This is a genomic window from Pseudomonas sp. B21-028 (assembly GCF_024749045.1).
Classification (GTDB): domain Bacteria; phylum Pseudomonadota; class Gammaproteobacteria; order Pseudomonadales; family Pseudomonadaceae; genus Aquipseudomonas.
In genome coordinates this window covers 5,440,245-5,461,457 of the sequence record NZ_CP087184.1, presented here as the reverse complement: position 1 = coordinate 5,461,457, position 21,213 = coordinate 5,440,245, and the positions used below count along the sequence as shown (strand labels likewise).

Annotated in this window: 18 protein-coding genes; 9 read left to right on the top strand and 9 right to left on the bottom strand. The window is 59.5% G+C overall.

Annotated elements, in window-relative coordinates; translation table 11 throughout:
* Positions 1-14: 14 nt before the first annotated feature.
* Positions 15-1,868, bottom strand: coding sequence for a gamma-glutamyltransferase (ggt, locus tag LOY35_RS23585; protein ID WP_258633721.1), 1,854 nt, complete (start codon positions 1,866-1,868; stop codon positions 15-17).
* 216 nt (positions 1,869-2,084) lie between these two features.
* A complete protein-coding gene (locus LOY35_RS23580; protein ID WP_258627786.1) occupies positions 2,085-3,086 on the bottom strand; it encodes an NADP-dependent oxidoreductase in 1,002 nt (333 codons plus the stop codon).
* Between the two features lie 304 nt (positions 3,087-3,390).
* Here LOY35_RS23580 and LOY35_RS23575 point away from each other — a divergent pair, with 304 nt between their 5' ends.
* The 3 genes from LOY35_RS23575 to LOY35_RS23565 are packed head-to-tail and all read left to right on the top strand — an operon-like array spanning position 3,391 to position 5,648.
* Positions 3,391-4,002, top strand: a complete 612-nt coding sequence (locus LOY35_RS23575; protein ID WP_258633720.1) for a TetR/AcrR family transcriptional regulator — start codon at positions 3,391-3,393, stop codon at positions 4,000-4,002.
* Between the two features lie 7 nt (positions 4,003-4,009).
* The gene (locus LOY35_RS23570; protein WP_258627784.1) at positions 4,010-4,861 is read left to right on the top strand and encodes a DUF692 domain-containing protein; all 852 of its coding nucleotides are present in this window, start codon (positions 4,010-4,012) and stop codon (positions 4,859-4,861) included.
* Positions 4,851-5,648 (top strand): DNA-binding domain-containing protein, encoded by a 798-nt coding sequence (locus LOY35_RS23565; protein ID WP_258627780.1) that lies wholly within the window; start codon positions 4,851-4,853, stop codon positions 5,646-5,648. The genes LOY35_RS23570 and LOY35_RS23565 overlap by 11 nt, the downstream gene beginning before the upstream one ends.
* A gap of 6 nt (positions 5,649-5,654) precedes the next feature.
* On the opposite strand, the gene LOY35_RS23560 is transcribed toward LOY35_RS23565, so the two are convergent.
* The 7 genes from LOY35_RS23560 to LOY35_RS23530 all read right to left on the bottom strand — a co-directional run bounded on the left by LOY35_RS23560 (position 5,655) and on the right by LOY35_RS23530 (position 13,410).
* Entirely contained in the window at positions 5,655-7,607 is a 1,953-nt protein-coding gene (locus LOY35_RS23560) for an aconitase family protein (protein WP_258627777.1), read from the bottom strand.
* A gap of 111 nt (positions 7,608-7,718) precedes the next feature.
* Positions 7,719-8,954 carry an MFS transporter gene (locus LOY35_RS23555; protein WP_258627771.1) on the bottom strand — a complete coding sequence of 412 codons (1,236 nt, stop codon included), beginning with the start codon at positions 8,952-8,954 and terminating at the stop codon, positions 7,719-7,721.
* A 76-nt stretch (positions 8,955-9,030) separates the two neighbouring features.
* Positions 9,031-10,065, bottom strand: a complete 1,035-nt coding sequence (locus LOY35_RS23550) for a cyclase family protein (protein ID WP_258627769.1) — start codon at positions 10,063-10,065, stop codon at positions 9,031-9,033.
* Between the two features lie 79 nt (positions 10,066-10,144).
* Entirely contained in the window at positions 10,145-10,789 is a 645-nt protein-coding gene (locus tag LOY35_RS23545; protein ID WP_258627768.1) for a glutathione S-transferase family protein, read from the bottom strand.
* 52 nt (positions 10,790-10,841) lie between these two features.
* On the bottom strand, positions 10,842-11,060 hold the full coding sequence (locus LOY35_RS23540) for a 4-oxalocrotonate tautomerase family protein (protein ID WP_258627766.1): 219 nt from the start codon (positions 11,058-11,060) through the stop codon (positions 10,842-10,844).
* Positions 11,048-12,325: a pyridoxal phosphate-dependent aminotransferase gene (locus LOY35_RS23535; RefSeq protein WP_258627764.1), complete on the bottom strand. Its 1,278-nt coding sequence runs from the start codon at positions 12,323-12,325 to the stop codon at positions 11,048-11,050. The genes LOY35_RS23540 and LOY35_RS23535 overlap by 13 nt, the downstream gene beginning before the upstream one ends.
* 20 nt (positions 12,326-12,345) lie before the next feature.
* Positions 12,346-13,410, bottom strand: a complete 1,065-nt coding sequence (locus tag LOY35_RS23530) for an iron-containing redox enzyme family protein (RefSeq protein ID WP_258627762.1) — start codon at positions 13,408-13,410, stop codon at positions 12,346-12,348.
* Between the two features lie 422 nt (positions 13,411-13,832).
* Here LOY35_RS23530 and LOY35_RS23525 point away from each other — a divergent pair, with 422 nt between their 5' ends.
* From LOY35_RS23525 to LOY35_RS23500, 6 genes are all read left to right on the top strand, one after another.
* Positions 13,833-14,735, top strand: coding sequence for a LysR family transcriptional regulator (locus LOY35_RS23525; protein WP_258627760.1), 903 nt, complete (start codon positions 13,833-13,835; stop codon positions 14,733-14,735).
* A 128-nt stretch (positions 14,736-14,863) separates the two neighbouring features.
* Complete coding sequence (leuC, locus tag LOY35_RS23520; protein ID WP_258627758.1) at positions 14,864-16,291, top strand: 3-isopropylmalate dehydratase large subunit; 1,428 nt, start codon at positions 14,864-14,866, stop codon at positions 16,289-16,291.
* Between the two features lie 18 nt (positions 16,292-16,309).
* Positions 16,310-16,957, top strand: coding sequence for a 3-isopropylmalate dehydratase small subunit (gene leuD, locus LOY35_RS23515; protein WP_258627756.1), 648 nt, complete (start codon positions 16,310-16,312; stop codon positions 16,955-16,957).
* Between the two features lie 165 nt (positions 16,958-17,122).
* The gene (locus LOY35_RS23510; RefSeq protein WP_258627754.1) at positions 17,123-18,112 is read left to right on the top strand and encodes a LysR family transcriptional regulator; all 990 of its coding nucleotides are present in this window, start codon (positions 17,123-17,125) and stop codon (positions 18,110-18,112) included.
* 11 nt (positions 18,113-18,123) lie between these two features.
* On the top strand, positions 18,124-19,533 hold the full coding sequence (locus LOY35_RS23505) for an SUMF1/EgtB/PvdO family nonheme iron enzyme (RefSeq protein WP_258627753.1): 1,410 nt from the start codon (positions 18,124-18,126) through the stop codon (positions 19,531-19,533).
* Between the two features lie 79 nt (positions 19,534-19,612).
* A complete protein-coding gene (locus LOY35_RS23500) occupies positions 19,613-20,944 on the top strand; it encodes an MFS transporter (RefSeq protein ID WP_258627751.1) in 1,332 nt (443 codons plus the stop codon).
* Positions 20,945-21,213 lie beyond the last annotated feature (269 nt).

Below are 21,213 nucleotides of genomic sequence, written 5' to 3'. Positions count from 1 at the left end.
AGCCAGGTATCCATTCAATCCCCCAGCGCTTCACCTTCACGCCGAGGATCCGCTCCCCCGGCGAGTGATGTTTTCCCTTGCGCGTCACGCACCCGGACAATCGCCTGGGTGCCGCTGGTCATATCGATTTCGCTCACCGTATGGCCCTTATCCTTCAACGCCTGGATCAACGCAGGACTGAATTGCCCTTGTTCCAGCTCGGTGGGGCCATTGCGGCTGCCGAAGTTGGGCAGGTTGATGGCGGTTTGTGGGTCCAGGTTCCAGTCCAGCATGCCGATCACCGATTTGGTTACGTACTCGATGATCTGAGAGCCCCCCGGGGAGCCGACAGCGGCCAGCAGCTCACCATTCTGACGGTCGAAAATCAGTGTCGGAGCCATGGATGAACGTGGGCGTTTGCCGGGTTCGACGCGGTTGGCGACTTTTTGTCCATTCTCTTCCGGGATGAACGAGAAGTCGGTCATCTGGTTGTTGAGCATGAAACCCTGGACCATCAGATGTGAGCCGAATGCCGATTCCACCGTGGTGGTCATGGACACGGCGCCGCCCTGGTCGTCCACCGCCACCACTTGCGAGGTTGAGATACGCAGCGGCGAACGGTCCGGGGCGTAGGCCACCTGGATGCCTGGTGGTGTACCGGGCTTGGCAACGCCCATGCTGCGCGGGCCGATCAGGTTGGCGCGGCTGGCCAGGTAGCCGGGGTCGACCAGGCCCTTGACCGGCACAGGGACGAAGTCTGAATCGGCGACATACTGGGCGCGGTCGGCGTAGGCCAGACGTTCCGCTTCGGCGATCAGGTGCACGGCTTCGGGCGCGGGCTCAAGGCCGGCGGGTTTGCCGCTCTTGATGGGTTTCAAGGGGGCGAGGGCGGTGTGGCTGTCGCGCTGTTCCAAGGCCTGCAAGGTCCCGAGAATCTGTGCTACGGCGATCCCGCCGGAAGAGGGCGGGGCCATGCCGCAGACCTGCCAGCGCTTGTAGTCGGTACACAGCGGCGCGCGCTCCCGGGCGGCGTAGCCTTTCAGGTCGTTCAGCGAAAGGCTGCCGGCGTTGGCATGGCCCTGCACCTTGGCGACGATTTCCCGGGCCACCGGTCCTTCGTACAACGCATCGGGACCTTCATTGGCGATGCGCTTGAGCACACCGGCCAATGCCGGATTTTTCAGCAGCGTGCCGACGGCTTTCGGGCTGCCATCGGTATTCAGGAAGTAAGCGGCCATGTCCGGCGAGCCAGGCAGGGACGGGTCGCTGGCAATCATTGAGTGCAAACGTGGCGAGATCGGGAAACCTTGTTCCGCCAGCTTGATGGCCGGTTCGAACAGTGTTGCCCATTTCAAGTGTCCGTGTTTTCGGTGGGCCAGTTCCAGCGCACGCAACACACCCGGCGTGCCGACCGAACGGCCACCGATCTGTGCGGCGGTAAACGGCATGGGTTTGCCATCGGCCTGCAGGAAAAGTCGCTCTGTAGCGCCGGCCGGTGCCGTTTCGCGACCATCGTAAGTACGCACGGCCTTGCCATCCCACAGCACAATGAATGCTCCGCCGCCGATGCCTGAAGACTGCGGTTCCACCAAGGTCAACACCGCTTGCATCGCAATCGCCGCGTCGATGGCCGAGCCCCCACGCCGCAACATCTCTCGCCCGGCCTCGGCGGCCAAAGGATTGGCTGCGGCGGCCATGTGCTTTTCGGCATGGCGGGCCTGCAGATCGGCGCGGTAACCGGAAGCGATTTCCGGTGCGGTGGGTAATGCGGATGTGGAGGAGGAGGGCGGAGCCTTACAGGCAACGAGGGAGAGGGCGACAGCCAGCAAAGAAACGGCTGACAGGCGATAAAGATTCGGTTTGAGGTCTGTAAGCACGTGCTGCTCCATCCGTGGCATGGGATATAGAGTCGGACTGTAGCGATGCGAGACGCAGGGTGCAAACCGACAGGGCCCCGTTTCTCAGCAGTACCGCCAGAAAACAGGATTGGTCCGCATCACGGAGGAATGACCTGATGAAACTGGTTGGCCTGCTGGATTCTGACGATCACGACGGGGCTGAGCCAGGCCACAACTAATATGCACCTGCTCTGGCCTGCTACTCACTCATTTGATCTTAACGACGACCTTACCTTTTGCTCGACCTTGACTCAGATAGTCGAGTGCTTCTTTCGCGTTCTCGAAAGCAAAGACCCGATCAATGACAGGCTTGATGCGCTCGGATCTGACCAGCATGCCAATTTCATTGAGCTGAGTGCCGTCCGGGCGAACGAACAGGAACGAATAGGTCACGTTGTGCTTTTTCGCCAGAGCGATGATCTTGCGGCTCATCAGGCCGAAGACGAACGAGAGGAGAGCATTCATCCGACGGGCCTTGGCAAAGGCTTTGTCCAGGGGGCCGATCAGTGAAACAATTTTTCCGCCCGGCTTGAGAATGCCAATGGACCTTTCAAGCGTGTCTCCTCGAGTTGTGCCGAGTACCACATCGTAACCACTGAGCACCCGCTCAAATGCCTGTTTCTTGTAATCGACCACTTCGTCTGCGCCCAGGCTACGTACCAGCTCGATGTTTGCGGTACTGGTCGTGGTAGCGACCTTGGCCCCCAGATGTTTTGCCAGTTGGATCGCGAAGGTCCCGATACCTCCTGATCCTGCCGGGACGAACAGTTTCTGACCGGCCTTGAGATGGGCGCGCTCTTTCAACGCTTGCCAGGAGGTCAGCCCCACCATGGGCAGGGATGCGGCTTGCACGAAATCCAGGTTCTCGGGCTTTAATGCGGCAACCGTTTCGGGTACGACTGCAAACTCGGCGATTGAGCCGGTGCCCAGGTCAAAAAGACTGGCAAATATCGCGTCACCTGCCTTGAAGCGAGTGACCGCACTGCCAACCTCAATGACCACGCCCGCGAGATCGCTGCCCATGACGGCTGGCAAACTGAATTTCAGGACAGGTTTGAACATACCGGTTGGAATCATGTTGTCGATCGGGTTCACCCCGGCGGCATAGACCTCGACCAGCATTTCATCGGGCGCGATTGTCGGTCGGGCAACTTGCTCAAACCCGATTTGCGGCGACTTGCCATAGCGTTTGAATGTGAGTGCTTTCATGGTGCTTTGATTCCGATGTGGGTCTGCCATTGGCACTTCGCTCCCCCACGACATGGCCACAGGGAAGCTTTGCGTTCAATTGCGTTGATTGAGCGAGAGCCGTGGCACTCAGGCTTTCGGTTGATAGCGCTCAGCGGCGTGGGCTTGGCGAATATCCGACATCAAACCTTGCGCGGTTACGGTTTCCGGTTTCTGGTCTGGAATTGGTTTCAATAATTACGATCGAACTCTAAAATGTCAACATTTTGATGTTGGATGACATCAATGTATGCTGATCGCAAGTTGGGCAACGCTTGGACGGACGATGAAAGTCACGAAGAAACAGGCGCAGGCGAATCGCGCGCATATTGTTGAAACCGCGTCCGCGCTCTTTCGGGAGCGAGGCTATGACGGCGTTGGCATCGCAGACCTCATGGCTGCCGCCGGATTTACCCAGGGAGGTTTCTACAAGCACTTCCGCTCCAAGGCCGACCTGATGGCTGAATCGTCGGCGTGCGGCATCGCGCAGTCCGCGGAGCTCACTGCCGGTGCCTCGCTGCAAGAGTTCGTGCGTGTCTACCTCTCGCGCGAGCATCGGGATAACCGGGCCACAGGCTGTACGCTGGCGGCGTTGTGCTCGGATGCCGCTCGCAAGGAGGATGAGGAGGTCCGCAGTACCTTTGCCGCAGGCATCGAGACCCAACTGGATGTGTTGAGGGGAAGAGGAGACGTGAACCCTGAGGCCGCTGAGAAGGCTCGCGCAACGCATCTGGCGATAATGGCCCAGGCACTCGGCGCCATTGTGATGTCCCGCGCCTGTCCCGACGACTCGTCACTGGCTGATGAAATTCTTGAGGCCTGCCACGTCGCGATCCTCAAATCCGTGGCGTTGTCGGAGACCGTGGCGCAGTTGCACAGATCGCTTCCGTCCGCATAATGGGGTCATGAATCCATTGCCCGACGAGTCACGAACGCGCCCGTTACCGCCGGTTGGTGTTGGTCTGCGCGCTGCGCATTACCCTGACTTTCTGCAGACACTGCCGCCCGTCGACTGGCTTGAAGTGCACACCGAGAACTACTTCGGGCCCGGTGGCTGGGATCTGCATGTGTTGCGGCGCCTGGCCAATCACTATCCGATCAGTCTGCATGGGGTGGGATTGGGCATCGGTTCTGTACATGGTTTTTCCATGGAACATGTCGAGCGCATTCGCCAGTTGGCAGCCAGCGTCAGCCCCTTTCTGATTTCGGAACACCTGACCTGGGGCGCGGTGGAAGGGCGCTGCATTAACGATCTGTTACCGCTGCCGCTGACCGAAGCGTCTCTGAGCCTGGTCTGTGAGCGCGTCGATCAAGTGCAGAGCGCCCTCGGCCAACAATTGTTGCTGGAAAACGTGTCGACCAGTCTGCGCTACAAGGGGGACACCTTGGGTGAGACGCAGTTTCTTGCGGAAGTCGTGGCGCGCACCGGGAGTGCGGTGCTGTTGGATTTGAATAATCTTTACGTCAATCAATGCAACCACGGCGAACCGGCGTTGGCCGCCATGCAAACGCTCGCTGTTGGCTGCTTGGGGGAATTGCATCTTGCTGGCCATAGCCATGAGCAAGGCTTACTGGTGGATGATCATGGCAGTGCGGTTGCCGAGCCGGTCTGGGCGCTGTATCGCAGCGCATTGCGCCAGTTTGGCAGCGTGCCGGTGCTGATCGAATGGGACACCCGTCTGCCGCCGTTTGAAGAGCTGTTGAGTCAGGTCGAGATTGCTCGGGCGATTGCTGCTGAGGTGCCGATTGACGCGTGAAGAGTTGGCGTCGTTGCAAGCCGATTTCGTTGCAAGCCTCGACGATTCGTCAGCACCTGCGATTCTGCCGCAGGGTTGGTTTGACGCGGCCAGTGCCGATGATCTGCAGCGTTTTTCGCGTTACCGCAGTGCTCTCTGGCAGCACCAGGAGCGCTCGCTGGCGTTGACCTATCCGGTGATCAAGGCGTTGGTCGGCGATGAGTTTTTCCGCACGCTTGCGCATGCTTATGGCCAGCGATATCCATCGCGCCAAGCCGATCTGAAAACGTTCGGCGCGCAGTTTTCGGTGTTTCTCAATGATTACTCAGCCGTTCACGCCTACCCGTATTTTGCTGACGTGGCGGCGCTGGAGTGGTCGGTGCAGTGTGCGGCGTTCGCTGCTGACGCTGTGGCATTGAGTGCTGGGGAACTGGCTGCGCTGAGCAGCAGTCAACTCGATGCCCAGCGTTTGACCCTGCATCCAGGCTGTTCGCTGCTGCACAGTGACTGGCCATGCGCGGCGTTATGGACTGCTCATGTGACGCCGGGCCAGGCATTTCCGGATCTGCAAGCGAAGCACCGGACGACTCTCGTTTATCGGCTCGGCTGGGTGGTGAAGGTGCGGGAGTTGAACCCTTGCGAAGTGGCGGGGTTGATCTGCCTGAGTGGCGGGGCCAGCCTGAGCGAGGCCTTGCTGGCCGCTCAGGCGCGATTCGCCGAGGCGAATCGCTCCTCGCGGTTGATCGATAGCGCAGCGCTGGTTACGCGCTGGTTGAACGATGCGCTGCTGGTTACCGTCAGCGTCTAGCGATCCTTACGGAACGCCAACTGCCAGCGTCGCCTGAAGTTCGGCGAAGGTGGTGATGCGGCCGGCAATCGCGCTGGCGGCCACGGTGTAGGGGCTGGCCAGCCAGACGCTGCCGGGACCCGAACGGCCGGGAAAGTTACGGTTGATCGCGCTGATAGTGACCTGTTCCGCCGATACCGACTGCCCCGGTCCACAATTGGCGCAGGCGCCGCAACCCGGTTTGATCAGCACCACGCCGGCCTGCTCGAAGGTTTTCAGGTAACCGCGCTGCTGACAGTAATCGTGAACGTCCATCGTGCCGAACTGCAAAAACAGCCGTGTGTCTGCGTTCAGGGGATAGTCGTTGGCCAGCGCCCACGCCAGGACTTCGTGATAGCAGTCAAAATCACTGCGCTTGCCGGCGGTGCAGGAGCCGCCATAGGCGATGTCCACGTTCACCGGCGTGGGCAGGTCCGCCACCGCCACGCCGTTGCCGGGATCTCCCGGGCGGGCCAGCATGGCTTGCAACCGGGCGCCGTCGATGTGGATCACTTCGCGATAGTGGGCATGCGCATCACTGCTCATCCAGTCTTCGAGCTGGAAGTCGATGCCGCGCCGCTCTTTGAGAAAACTCACGGTTTTGGCATCGGGCTCGACAATGCCGGTCATGCCGCCGAGCTCGGCGACCATGTTAGTCAACGTCGCGCGTTCATCAATGCTCATTCCTCGAACGGCCGGGCCGCCATATTCGAACACTGCGCCGATTGCACCACCGGCCTGGATCGACTCCATCTGCAGCAGATACAGCACCAGGTCCTTGGCCATCACGCCAGGCGCCAACGTGCCGCTGACCTCGATCCGAATCGTGTCGGGGACTTTGCAACGCACGTAACCGGTGGCCCAGCTATTGGCCATTTCGGTCGCGCCAACGCCGAACGCCAGACAGCCCAGCGCGCCGGAATGCGGTGTGTGCGAATCGGTGCCGGCGACCACTTGGCCGGGCAGGGCGTAGCGCTCGATCATCAAGGCATGGCAAATGCCCTCTGACCCGGATTTGTCTTGCAGCGCCCCGTGGGAACGCACCGGATACTGCTCGGAAAAGTGCCGGTGGCCACGGGCAAGATCTGCCACTCCGTCGAGCAGTCCCTGCTGGATGTGCGGAATACTTTGCGGCGCGAGGACCAGATGATCCTCAAACGCAATGATCCGGTCTGGATCGATCAGGCTGGCTGGCTGACCGAACGCCTGGTGCATCAGGTGAGCGCTCATGCCGGTGAAATAGTCGTGACTGAAGCGGTAATCCGCGGCGATGAACACGCCCTCGCCACGGGTGACGGTCTGCGCATCCGGATGCAGGTGACGAGTGATGATTTTCTCGACCAGAGTCTGGCCTGTCTTGCTCGGGGTAACCCGCTCGCGGTCCGGCAGCGGCCAGTGCGCAGCGCGGCTGTACTTGAGCAGTCCACCGCTGCGGATGATCTGCTGCGTCAGTTCGTCGCGACCTTCCAGGAAGGTCGAAAATTCGATGGCTTCACCAGCGGCAATGCGTTCAAGCACAGAGAAATCGGTGGTGGTCAGAATGCCAATGTTGTCGCAGTTCTGTTGATAGATCCGCTCAAAGCTCTCGGCCACGATCAGGCGGATACCGGCCGACAGTTCAGCCACCGGCGAGGACTCGCGTGACGACCCTTTACCGTAGCGCTTGCCCGCGACGGTGATCTCAAAACCGCCTCGCTTGATCGCATGGCGGGCAATCGGCAATTGCTCGCCAGCCTTGAAGCCGACATAGGGGAACTCCCCCAGGCGCTCGTCGTAAACCATCATGACGGTAACGGGGGTGATTTCGTCGGTAGAGATGTTGTCGCGCAGCGGCTCGGCGCTTGCCAACGTCAGGTCTTCGCCGTCGAGCTGACGGCGAATACACTCAGGGTTCTGCGACAAATACAGCGCGCGCCCGGAAAAGCGAATTGCATTGTTCATAATGAGTTCTCCTGATTGCACTCTATCAGCGGGGAAAACGCCCCGCGCTGATGGTTGGAGAACACAGCGATGCTGGTTGGAGACGAATCGCCAAGCGCTGCGGGCAAGGCCTCAGACATCGACCGGGAGCTTGTCGCAAAGTGCTTTTCGCCGTTGCTGCACGTTCAATTGGCCGATCCACAGCGCACAGCCGAGCAGCAGCACGCAGGTGGCGATGAACACCGAACGAATCCCGATATGTCCGGCAAAAAAACCACCGGCGACCGGCCCCAGCACTTGTCCGGCGTATTGCGCGGAGGTCGAGTAACCGAGCATGCGGCCGACCGAGCGATCATCGACATTGTGCCGGATCAACGCAGTTACGCAGGGCAGCAAGCCGCCGAGCGCCAGGCCCATGCAGAAACGCAGGACAATCAGTTGCCATATATCGCTGACAAAGGCTTGTGGAATCAGCAACAGCCCGGCCAGTGCGAGGCTCGCGGCGACCACTTTAAGGCCTCCGATCCGGTCAGCGATCTTGCCCAGCCGCGGCGCTGAAATGATGCTGCCCAGCGCGGCGGCGGACATGGTCAAACCGGCGTAGAACGTCACGCTGCCGGCGGCCTCGACCAGTTGTTGCACGTACACGGTGATGATCGGCTCGATGGACATGTTGGCGACCATCAGCAAGGACGCCGTGGCGAGCATCGAGAAGACTACCGTGCGCTGATTATTCGATAAACCGGCGTCGGTCGCGGGGGCGCGCGCCGCGTTCGTCCTGGCCGGGGCGACGCGCTTTTCTTCGCGGACGAACAGGCACGTGGCCAGGAAGTTCAGAAAAATGCAGGCGCTGGCGAGGAAGAAGATGCTGCGAATATCCAGCACCGCCGGCAACGCACCGCCAATCAACGGGCCGACCAGACTCCCGGCCATGATGCCCGACGCCAGGGTGCCCAGCGCCCAGGCCGAGCGATCCTTGGGGGTCTGCGCCGCCACGATCACATAGGACCCGGACGTGTAGCCGCCCGCCAGTCCCACCAGAAACCGCAACAGAACCAGCTGCCAGACATTCTGCGCCAGGCCGATCAGCGCCATGCTCACAACCATGCCCAGGCTCGCGCGGATGAGGTTTTGTTTGCTGCCATAGCGATCGGCCAGACGCCCCCACAGCGGCGCCACCAGAGCCGCGGAAAGGAACGTGGCGCCATAGGCGATGCCCGACCACTGGACGATTTGCGCATGGCCCTCAACGCCCAGTTGCCCGATGTAGATCGGCAGAAAAGGCAGCAGCAACGTCATGGCGACGATATTGATGAATGAGCCGAAGAAACAGATGGCCAGGTTACGTTGCCAGTACACGCTACTCATGTGATGAATCCCTGTAAAAATGATCGAGCGCATGGGCGTTGCCTGCGCCATGCCAATGCGCTCGCCGACGCTGGGTTCAGACCGTGGCCACCGGCGTCACCGGCGAGGCCACGGCGCCAGTCAGGCGCAGGGGCGGCGCGGTCAACAGAAAACGGCTGCGACCGTTTTCCCGCAGCCATTGGGCGAGTGGCGTCAGATACCAGAGTTCGCCCAAATGGATGCCCAGTTTGAACAGACACAACTCGTGCAGCGGCAGAATCGGGTAGTGCGGCAGATCGAGTTTTTCCGACGGGAAGGCTTCCACCGCATGATTATCCGCTGCAATCGCACTGATCTGCGCTTCGTCGATCCAGCGTAGCAACTCTTCGTCACGACCGTTGAGGTCGACGCACGAGTGCTCAAGCAAATGCACGTCCGGATCGCCTTGCATATCCACCAGCATCTGCGCGAAACCGGTGTGGAACAGTACGATGTCGCCAGGCTCGACCACAATATTGTCGTCCTCCATGATCTGACGGATCTCGGCATAACCGACGCGCCGCTTGGCATTGCCAAAATGTTTGTGCAGGTCGATCAGTACCGCCCGGCCTTGCAGTCCGGTGGCGGCCATGTGCTCGACCCCGAGGAACCTGGCTGGCGCCGGGGGGAAATCGCCGTGGGCATCAGGCTCACGTACGATCTCGCCAAATATGTCCTGCTCGGCGCGGAAACCATTGTAAAAGCAGCTCTGCAAGCGCCCGTCACCGTCGATATCGAACAGGCTGCCGACTTGCGCAAGGCTGTCCCACTGGGTCGAATACTGTGTGCAAAGGGTCACGGTGTGGTCGCACAGCACATCGGTCAGATGCGGATCATCCTGGCTCAGTTGGTAGTCGATGTTCGAACGATTGTTGCGCAGTACCGGTTTCAGCACGGGTGGCTGGCGACGCGAGTTCCACTTCGAACCGCCCGGCAGGTCAAGCGGCAGACTCAGGCAGAACGATTTGCCGGCACGAACCTCGGCGGCACCTTGACGGATCTTTTCGGCGGTCAACAGATTCAGCCGCCCGAGTTGATCATCAGGACCGAAATCCCCCCAGTTCGAACCCGCCGGACGTTGCTTGTAGCGCATGTTGATACTCCACTCAGACCAGTGGGCAGCCCGCAGGCTGCCCGTTTCAACTCAGATGCTCGGCTTGAGCAAGATCGATTCAGTTGTGTTCGGTCGGGTCTGGCTCAGGTGGTAACACGGCAAAGCGCTTGAAGCCCGGGCGCTGGCTGATGCGTTGATACCAGGCGTCCAGATGCGGGGTGTCGGGTTTGTTGTCGAGCTCGAAGGTTTCATAGGTTTGCGCCAGCACACCGAGGGCAATATCGGCGATGGTGAAGTACTCGCCGGTGATGAATTGCTTGCCGGCCAGGTACTCGTCGGCAATCGACCAGTTCTTCGCCAGGCGCGTCGATTGAATGCGCACGGCATTCATGTCGCGCCGCTCGGGAGCGGTGCGGATCAGTGCAGTGAACAGCGGCACGATATCCGGCCACAGCGCACCGACAGACCAGTCCAGCCAGCGGTTGCAGTCCGCATGCAGCTTCGGTTCGGACGGGTAAAGGCTTGGCGGGCCGTAGCGCAGCGCCAGGTAGCGCATGATCGCGTTGGATTCCCACAGCACGAATTCATCATCGATCAGCGTCGGCACCAGACCATTGCGATTGAGCCGCAGGTATTCCTCATCATTGGTCCGGCCATACTGGCGGCCGGCATCGATTCGCTCAAAATCCAGCTTCAGGTCTTCAAGGCACCACAACACCTTCTTGACGCACAAACCACGTTCTCTGCCCCAAACTGTCAACATGACTATCCCTCGCACGATTTAATCAGATGGCTACTGCTTGCGTTGACCGACCTTATGCGGACGGCTTTTTCATGAATGTTTCGCGATACTCCGGCACTTGCAGACCAGCCATGCCCCAGTTATCGACATGGACTTCATCGATGACCACCGTGGTACTTCGCGGGTTTTTCTGCAGCACGCGTTCCAGCACCGCGGTGACTTCGGCGATCAGCTCGCGTTTCTGCTCGCGGGTGACGCCTTCATCGGTAATCTTGATATTTACGTAAGGCATGCAACGCTCCTCGGGTTGGCGGCGACGAGGCTCGGCACCGGGCCTTGCTTCGCCAGTTCTGTCTGTAAACCGCGCGCCAGACGCTCCATGGCATGGCGCAGCAGTTCGGGTTTCTGGGCAAAACACACACGAATGAAGCCTTCTCCCGCGGGGCCGAACGCGCTGCCCGGTGCGATGGCGACGCCATGCTGTTGTACCAGCGCCATGGCCAGGCTCAGGCTGTCGCTGACGCCCTCCAGTTGGATGAACGCATACAGGGCGGCGTCTGGCTGGTGGTAGCGGATGCCTGCAACACCGGCCAGCGCGGCGGACACGATCGCCCGCCCGGTCACGCAGTAATCGCGGAACCCGTCCACGAATGGCCGATCCTGCAACGCCGCCAGCGCCGCCATCTGCACGAAGGGCGCGACCCCGGAATGAGTCAGCTCGATCAGCTCACCAAGCTTTTCCCGCTGGCCTTGCGGCGCCACCAGCCAACCCACCCGATACCCGGTCATGGCCCAGGCTTTGCTGAAGCTGTTGCACACCACCAGACGATCCTGGGCCGTGGCGATGTCGAGCATGGAAGGGGCGGCTTGCCGGCCGTCATAGATCAGGCGTGAATAGACTTCATCGCTGACGATCCACACCCCGTAGCGGCGGCACAGGTCCAGAATTGCCTGCATCTGTTGCGCACTGGCGGTCCAGCCGGTGGGATTGTTGGGCGAATTGAGAAACAGCACCCGGCTGCCCGGCAACGCCGCTTCCAACGCTTCCAGGTTCAGCGTGAACCCTTGTTGATCGAGCAACAGCGGCACGTCGCGCACCTTCACGCCTTTGAGCGCCGCGAGATTTCCCGGGTTGGGCCACGCGGGCGAAATCAGTACCGCCGTGTCGCCTTCGCGCAGCAGCGCAGCGAAGGCGACGTTGATTGCGGCCATGCCCGAGGCGGTCACGGCGATCCGATCCTCACTGACTGGCATTTGATGCAGCTCGCTCAGGTAGTCGGCCAGCCCTTGGCGCAGGGCCGGTACACCGCGAATGTCCGGGTAGCGGGTGTGCCCGGCATCGAGCGCTTGCTTGAGCGCGGTTTGTGCGCAGACGGGGCTCGGATGATCGCTTTCGCCGAAGCACAGGAAGTCCACATCCCCGAGCCGAAACGCTTCCCGGGCCACCCCGACCAACTGCGAACCTGCGATGTGATCGAGATCGAACGTTGCCAGGTGTTCGAAGGCATCGGACACCGAATCGGGCAGCTGTCTGTCATGACTGTTCAAAGAAACCACGGATGTACCCCTCAGCCGGTTCAGGCAATCGAAAGAACGTTCTGCGGTTGCGCCACTCGGTCCTGGCGTTGCACGTGGGCGAGCAGGGCGTCGAGGAAAGTGTTCGACGAATTGAGGCGGATCAGTGCGCCGTAGAGGATTTCCCTGATGACACGCGGATCCTGTTCGACCGCCGGTTCCATAACGTTGTCGAACCAGCCTTTGCCGTGAATTGCGTCGATGCGGATGTGCAGGTCGTGGTAAGCCAGGCCAAACTCCGGCAGCCCCAGGCGCCGCCAGCCGGCAACCAGTTTCTTGAAGCGCCGAGGGGCGAGGTATTCGGTAACCCCGAAGTAACCGATGGCTTTGTAATGATGCCGTGGGCTCAGGGCCAGGCAGGCAGAAAGGTTGCCGCACACCCGTGCCTCAGGGAGCAATGCCTTGTCGATGTAAGCGGCGTCGACATTCAGCGCCTTCAAGGCTTTGCTGAACAGGACGGTATGCACCTCTCGCTCATCACCATTGCCCATCTCGTCGAAATAGTTCTTGGCGATTTCCATTTTCTCCGCGCCGACGGTGCCCACTTGCATCAGCGCCAGAATATCGTCGAAGCGCGGGTCGAGAGTGGTTTCCTGGGCCAGGAAAGTTCTGAAAGCTTCAACACTTGCCGAGTCTCGAAGATAGTTCTGGAAGAATGGGTGCGCGCCCGCGGGATGTTGAGCTATCAGTTGTTTGAACCAACTTACAAAAGCGCCGCCGCTAGTCGGCATCTGATCGAATATATCCGCCGGGATAATATCGATTTCACTTTGCAGAATGACCGGTTCAAGTAAGGTAGTGATGTCGGCGAATACACAAGAGACATCAATATCGACTGTTTCCATTGCCGGCACTGAAAAGCGGTAGTCATAGATGACGGCCAGTACCCGATGCAGTTGTTCACGCGATTCCTGTTGGCCGCAAGCGCATAGACGTTTCAGGCGGAGGCACTCGTCGAGGACTTTCTGGCGGATGTCACTGTTCAGCGCATAGGGCTGCGATCCACTGAGTCCTTGCTTGCAATAGTCAGTGATGAATGAAAGCAAATTGAAATTTTGCGTTTGCATCGTGCACTCCTTCGAACGAGTAAAACAACTTTCACGGACAAATAGTGGCTCGCAAAATTGCGCTAATAGAGTCGATTGCGTTTCTATTAGTGCAAGTAGATAGGGCGCTATTCAGTTGCGTTCCATGGTCTACGGCGATGCTGTGAAAATCAATTCTCGAATTTTCTACAGTGTTCAACTTAATGAGAACGATCGCTTCGGGTTGACGTGCTTCAGTGCTCTGAGCGAGCGGCGGAGTTTCAGTGGGTCGACCTTGTGCGGGGTGGGCTGATACTTCCAATGGTGTTGAAAAGCGTGTATTCCATGTCGGCAAGTCGCACTTCGTACTCAGTTGGAGTAGCGGTTTAATATCATTAAACAAGAACTATTCGTGTTGGCGTGTCTGGAGTTGGTCGAGAGTCTGTCGCGCCCAAGGGAGGGCCATGAATCACTTAGTCAGAAAACTGGACTTCACTTCGTTGCGCTTGTTCGTGACGGTTTGTCAGGAAAAAAACATCGCCCGCGCCGCCGAACGCGAGTGCATCACACCCTCGGCCGTCAGCCGGCGTATCGCCGAGATCGAGGCGATTGTCGGGCTGCCGATCATTCATCGCGAATCGCGCGGCATTTCCGTAACGCCGGTCGGTGAAATGATCATTCGTCACGCCAAGGCGATGATTGCCAGCCTGGAAAGCCTCAACGCCGAACTCTCACAGTTCACCTCGGGCGCCAAGGGCAGTGTGCAGATCGCCGCCAACCTGTCGGCCATCGTTCAGTTTCTTCCGGAGGACCTGGCGGCGTTCAAGCGCTTGTTCCCGGAAGTGGAAATTCTCGTCGATGAACACAGCAGTGCCCACGTGATGCGCAGCGTCACCGAGGGCACTGCTGAAATCGGTATCTGCAATGCCAATTACGGTACCGCAGAGTTGGAGTTCTTGCCGTATCGCACGGACAGGCTGGTGCTGGTGGTACCGCGTGGCCACCACCTGGCCGAAGCCGGCTCTGTAACGTTCGACGATATCGCCCGCGAAAGCTTCGTCGGTTTGTCTGAGGAAACCTCGTTGATGACTTTGCTGGCGCAGCGCGCCCGGGACATTGGCGAGGAGCTGGACGTGAAGATTCGTGTGCGCAGCCTCGATGTGTTGTGCCGGATGGTGCACGTCAAACTCGGGGTGGCGGTGGTTCCGCAACTGGTGGCCGAGTTGAATATGAACGCGCTGGACCTGCGCGTGGTGCCGATCGTCGAGCCGTGGTCGATCCGCAAACTGGTGGTTGTGTTTCGCCATCGTGATCGCCTGACTGCCACCGCGGCAGCGTTGGTCAATTATCTGACCAACAAGCACTGAGGATCTGGCGGAAGTCTTGAGCAAAGCACCTGTCACTCGCCAATCGGCACGTTAGCCATCTCGACATGTCACGTCTGGGATTGGATCCAGGTATTAATATTTGGATACATCTCCGACGGGACTTGCCCATGACCATCGCCACGCCAGCCAAAACCCTCTACGAAAAGCTCTGGGATGCGCATGCCGTGACCACCGATGAAGACGGCACGGCGCTGCTCTACATCGATCGTCATCTGATCAACGAAGTCTCCAGCCCGCAGGCTTTCGAAGGGCTGAAGCTGAGCGAGCGCACGCCGTGGCGGGTTGCATCCAACCTTGCCGTTGCCGATCACAACGTGCCGACCAGTGATCGCGCCGGTGGCAAGATCCGTGATTCGTTTTCGCGGATGCAGGTTCAGACACTGGACGCCAATGCGCAGACTTATGGCTTCACCTACTTCGGGATGAACGATCCCCGCCAAGGCATCGAACATGTGATCGGCCCGGAACAAGGCGCGACGCTGCCCGGCATGACGGTGGTCTGTGGCGACTCGCATACCTCGACCCACGGCGCTTTCGCTTGTCTGGCACATGGCATTGGCACCTCGGAAGTCGAGCATGTACTGGTCACCCAGACCCTGCTGACGAAGAAAATGAAGTCGATGAAAGTCCAGGTCGACGGCCAATTGCCGCTCGGCGTGACGGCCAAGGACATTGTTCTGGCAATCATTGGCAAGATCGGCACAGCCGGTGGCACGGGTTGCGCGATCGAGTACGCCGGTTCGACCATCGAAGCGCTGTCGATGGAAGGGCGCATGACGATCTGCAACATGTCGATCGAGGCTGGTGCGCGGGCCGGGCTGATTGCCTTCGACGATACAACCCTGGCCTATGTCAAAGGCCGGCCGCTGGCACCCACCGGCGAGCAATGGGAGCAGGCAGTCCAATACTGGCGAACCTTGCACTCGGACGCGGATGCGCAGTTCCACGAGGTGGTGACGCTGGACGCCACAACCATTGAACCGCAGGTGACGTGGGGTACTTCGCCGGAAATGGTCGCGCCGGTCGGTGGCCGGGTGCCAGACCCGAGTCAGGAAGCGGATCCGGTCAAGCGGGATGGCATGCTCAAGGCGCTGGCGTACATGGGGTTGCAAGCCGGGACTTCGATCAAAGATATCGTCCTCGACAAAGTGTTCATCGGCTCCTGCACCAACTCGCGAATCGAAGACTTGCGCGCTGCTGCCGCGGTTGTGCGCGGGCATTCGCTGGCTGCCAACATCAAGCTGGCGATGGTGGTTCCGGGCTCCGGGCTGGTCAAGAGTCAGGCGGAGCTTGAAGGTCTGGACCAAGTGTTCATTCGCGCCGGATTCCAATGGCGCGAACCCGGCTGCTCGATGTGCATGGCAATGAATGACGATCGCCTGAGCAGCGGCGAACGCTGCGCTTCAACCTCCAATCGCAATTTCGAAGGGCGCCAGGGCCCCGGTGGGCGAACGCACCTGGTCAGCCCCGCGATGGCTGCGGCGGCAGCTATTGCCGGGCGTTTCGTCGATGTCCGCACGCTTGAACACCCATAACCATAAAAGGAAATGACTGTGACGCCATTGATCCAACATCGCGGTCTGGTTGTGCCTTTTGATCGAGCCAACGTCGATACCGATGCGATCATTCCCAAGCAGTTTCTCAAATCGATCCGCCGCACAGGCTTTGGTCAGAATCTGTTTGACGAGTGGCGCTACCTCGATCATGGGGAGCCAGGGCAGGCCTGTGAGCAACGGCCACTGAACCCGGATTTCATCCTCAATCAACCGCGTTACCAAGGTGCGTCGATCCTGTTGACGCGCGCCAATTTCGGCTGCGGATCGTCGCGCGAACATGCGCCGTGGGCGCTCGAGCAATACGGATTTCGGGTGATGATCGCGCCAAGCTTTGCCGACATCTTCTTCCACAACAGTTTCAAGAACGGCCTGTTACCGATTGTGCTGGAGGAGGCGCAGATCGATCGGCTGTTCGAGGCGGCCACTCAGACCGAACCTTTACATTTGACCATCGACCTTGAACAGCAGCGCATCACATCTGATGCGCACGCCGTTTCCATCGCGTTCGAGATTGATCCATTCCGCAAATTCTGCCTGCTCAACGGGCTGGACGATATCGCTCTGACATTGCAACGCCAGGCGCTGATTCAAGCCTTCGAACACAACCATCTCAAACGCTTCCCATGGCTACTGAACACTCTATAAGCGACAGCAACTGACCGCGTTAACGGTGGGGATTGCTACCGAGCACTCGGTTCGATCCCCGGGCATCGAATGACCTGCACGGCACCGCGCTGCAAGCGGCTATCGGGGAAAGGAATGGATACCCGTTGCGTGCTTTGGCGCGCACAGGTTTAACGGAGTAAGTGCATGTATCCGATCAGTTTGTTATACCACCTGGATCTGACCACGCTGAAGCTGCTGCTTTCGATCAGCGAGGAAGGCAACCTGACACGCGGTGCTCGACGCGAGTCCATCGCTATTTCGGCCGCGAGCAAAAGACTGCTCGGTCTGGAGCAAGCCATTGGCCTGCCGCTGTTCATTAGGAAATCCAAGGGCATGACGCTCACCGCAGCCGGTGAAACCTTGCTCGACCATGCGCGGCAAATGCTACAAGGCGCGCAACAGATTCATGCCGCACTGATGGAACATGCGCGCCAGGCGCAGGATTGCGTCAGGGTTGCTGCCAACCCATCCTCCATCGCCCAGTTTGTGCCCGACGATGTCAGTCATTTTCTCAACGCCCACAAGCGGATCTGCGTCGACCTGCAGGAGGATTCCAGCCTTAACGTGTTGCAGGCCGTAGAGGCGGGCAAGGCCGATATCGGGGTGTACGCGGACAACGGCGTGGCACACGATTTGTACTGCGAACCGTACCGCCAGGATCGCCTGGTCATGGTTGTCCATCACAAGCATCCGCTGGCAGCGCGCGGTCAGATCAGTTTTGAAGAGTCGCTGGACAATTATCACATCGGTCTGCACGGCAACGACTGGATTATCAACCACGCGATGAAAAGCTCGCTGGAAGCCGGCAAACCCTTGAACATTCAAACGCAGGTGCCGAGTTTCGAAGTTTTATGCCGCATGGTCCAGGCCGGGGTCGGCGTAGGGCTGATTCCTTATCAGGTGTTCAAAAGCCTCGGGCCGCCGAAGAGTCTGGTTTCGCTCGACCTGCGCGACGATTGGGCCACGCGTCACTTGAAAGTGGTCGTGCGCGATCCTCGGCATTTGTCGCCTGCTGCCGGAAAACTGTTCACACACCTGACCCAGGCTAACAACGAACACCGCGCTGACGTATGGCTCGCACGTCCGCGCGAGCGAGTTGCGGGCGGCAATCCACATCAGTTGTTCATGTCCTGAATTCGGCCCTGATGATGAATCTCAAAGATCTTCTGTTAGCGTCGGCATTGGCCTCAATCGGTGCGACGGCCGCGAGCGAAGCCGATGCCGCCGCACAGAAAAACGCCGAAAACGAGGTGTGTTATGGCGTGGCCAAGGCTGGCCATAACGACTGTGCCGACACCCGTTGTTTTCACTCCTGCTCCGGCATGAGCAGTGTCGACAACGACCCGGGCGAGTGGACCATGGTGCCCAAAGGCACTTGCGTACAGTCAGGTGGAACGGTTGCCGCCCAGCCGCAGGCTTGCTCGGCGCACGTAGCTCCGCTGTCCGCCACGGCCGACCTGCAAGCCGGTGCCAAACTCTACGCCGAGGGTGATCATGCGCGCGCGATTCCGGCCTGTACGGCGTGCCATGGCGTGGCCGGTGATTCGCAAAACAGTGCATTTCCAAAACTGGCAGGCCAGTTCGCCGGCTACCTCGACGCTCAGTTACGCGCTTTTCGCGACGGCACGCGAGCTTCGCCGATCATGGACGTCGCGGCCAAATCCTTGACCGACGAAGAAGTCGCGAACATCGCCCAGTTTCTTGCCACACGCCAACCGGTCAGCGTGGCGAACCGCCTCAGAGCGCAAAGCCTGCAGGCCGTGCTCAGCCAGGCGAAGCCCCAGTCCGGCGAGCCGTTCAGTGATTGCGAGGACGCTTGTCCACCCTTGATGCCGATCCCTGCGGGTGATTTCGCGATGGGTTCACCGCCGAGCGAGACACAGCGCTTCGGCAATGAGCAACAGCATCCGGTGAACATTGCCAGGCCCTTCGCCATGGCGGTTACCAGTGTCACGTTCCAGCAATGGGATGCCTGCCTGGACGATGGCGGTTGCAACGCTTACAAGCCCAGTGACGAAGGATGGGGGCGCGGCAAGCGTCCGGTGATCAACGTCAGTCTCAGCGATGCGCGTGCCTATATCCAATGGCTCTCGAACAAGACCGGCCATCGGTACGCACTGCCCAGCGAGGCGCAGTGGGAATACGCCGCCCGTGCTGGCACGTCTACCGCGCGCTGGTGGGGTGAGGCCGCCAGTCGCAGTCAGGCCAACTACGGCCCGGACGATTGCCCTGCGCAAATTCGCTGTGGCGGCTTCATTGCGGGAGCGGATCAATGGTTGAACACCGCTCCTGTCGGCAGTTTTGCGGCGAACGATTTCGGGTTGTTCGACATGCTCGGTAACGTCTGGCAGTGGACCGACGATTGCTGGCACAGCGATTACCGGAATCCACCGCAGGACGGCAGCGCCTGGCAAGAGCGGCAATGCACGCAAGGGGTCATCCGGGGTGGTGCCTGGGGCAATATCCCCGCGTTCATCCGCTCGGCGAGCCGCGCCGGCTACAAGGTCGAGGGGCGGACCAGCAATATCGGTTTCAGGGTGGTGCGTGAACTGTAGAACCTTTTAATGCGGCAACCGGCTGCCGTGCGTAGCCGGAACAAATGATCTCCAACAACTACAAGTAAGGAGAAATATCATGACAACTGCCATTCAAGGCGCTGTGGTCGATACGGCCAGCGTTGATGAACTCATGCTTTACCGGCGCATTGCCTGGCGTATTCTTCCGCTCACCATGGTGTGCTTCCTCTTCTCGTATTTCGACCGGATCAATATCAGTTTTGCCAAGACCCAGATGCAGGCCGAACTCGGCTTGTCGGATTCGGCGTACGGGTTCGCCGCCAGCATCTTCTTTTTTGGTTACGTGCTGTTTGAAGTGCCCAGCAGCTATGGACTCAAACGCTACGGCGCACCCAGCTGGATCTGCCGCATCATGATTTCCTGGGGGCTGGCGACCGCCGCATTGGTGTTTGCCTACAATGAATATTCGTTGTATTTCCTGCGCTTTCTGATCGGGGTGATGGAAGCCGGTTTTGGCCCGGCGCTGTTGTTCTATCTGGCGTGCTGGTTTCCGAAAAAGAATCTGGCGAGCATGAACGGCATCTGGTTTCTTTCGATCCCCCTAGCCGGCGTGCTCGGTGCGCCGGTGTCGGGCCTGATCCTCGAATACATGAATGGCTTTCTCGGACTCGCCGGATGGCACTGGCTGTTTGTCTTGTCCGGGTTACCCTGTGCTCTGCTGGGGATTATCGTGCTGTACAAACTTGATCGCGACATTCAGTCCGCCAAATGGCTCACCCAGGACGAAAAGGATGTGCTGCAGTACAACCTGGACAACGACAAGAAACAGTCGCAGCCGATCCAGGCCTCGCTGTTCAAGGTGATCTTTACCCGCCAGGTCGCGGTGCTGTCGGTGATCTATTTCATGATCAAACTGACCGCCTATGGGCTCAACTTCTGGATGCCGCACCTGATCGGCGCATCGGGGATAAAGAGCGAACTGATGGTCGGGCTCCTGACGGCACTGCCGTATCTGGTGGCCGCCATCGGCATGATCATCGTCACCCGACGCTCGGATGCCTCCGGAGAACGGCGCAAGTACTTGTGGATGTCGATGATGGTCGGCGCCGTCGGCTATTTCGCCGCTTGCTATTTCAATCAACAATACATCCTGCTGACGGCATTTCTGGTGCTGGCCACGGCGGGTATTTTTATTGCCATTCCGATTTTCTGGACGATTCCGCAACAGGCGTTTACCGGCCTGGCAATTGCCGGCGGGATTGCTGCGATCAATACCGTCGGGCAGTTGAGCGGCATGGTGGCGCCGTTGTTGGTGGGCTACATAAACGATGTGAGCGGTAACACCTACATGGGCATGTTGGCGCTGGCCCCGTTCTGCGTTCTGTGCGCGGCGCTGATCCATTGGGGCCTGCCGGATGATTCGAAAAACGCGAGACGGGTTATGGTTTGACGCGATGCCGGGCCGACAGCCTGGTCTGCGTTGATCGAAGTCCCTGGTCGAAAGCTCGCTCGGTGCAGCCACTTGACCAGGGTCGGCGTTGAATTGCCTGGTATGCCCCTGATTCGGGAGTTAGGTTGGCCAGCGCTGTATCAAAGAGAGGTCGGCGTTTTGTCGGGGCGCTTCATCTGTGTATGCCTCCAGTTCAATTATTATTGAAGCATTACGGGGCATACAAAATGTGTGGGGCACGAGTAGAAAGGGGTGGACGTCCAGATACA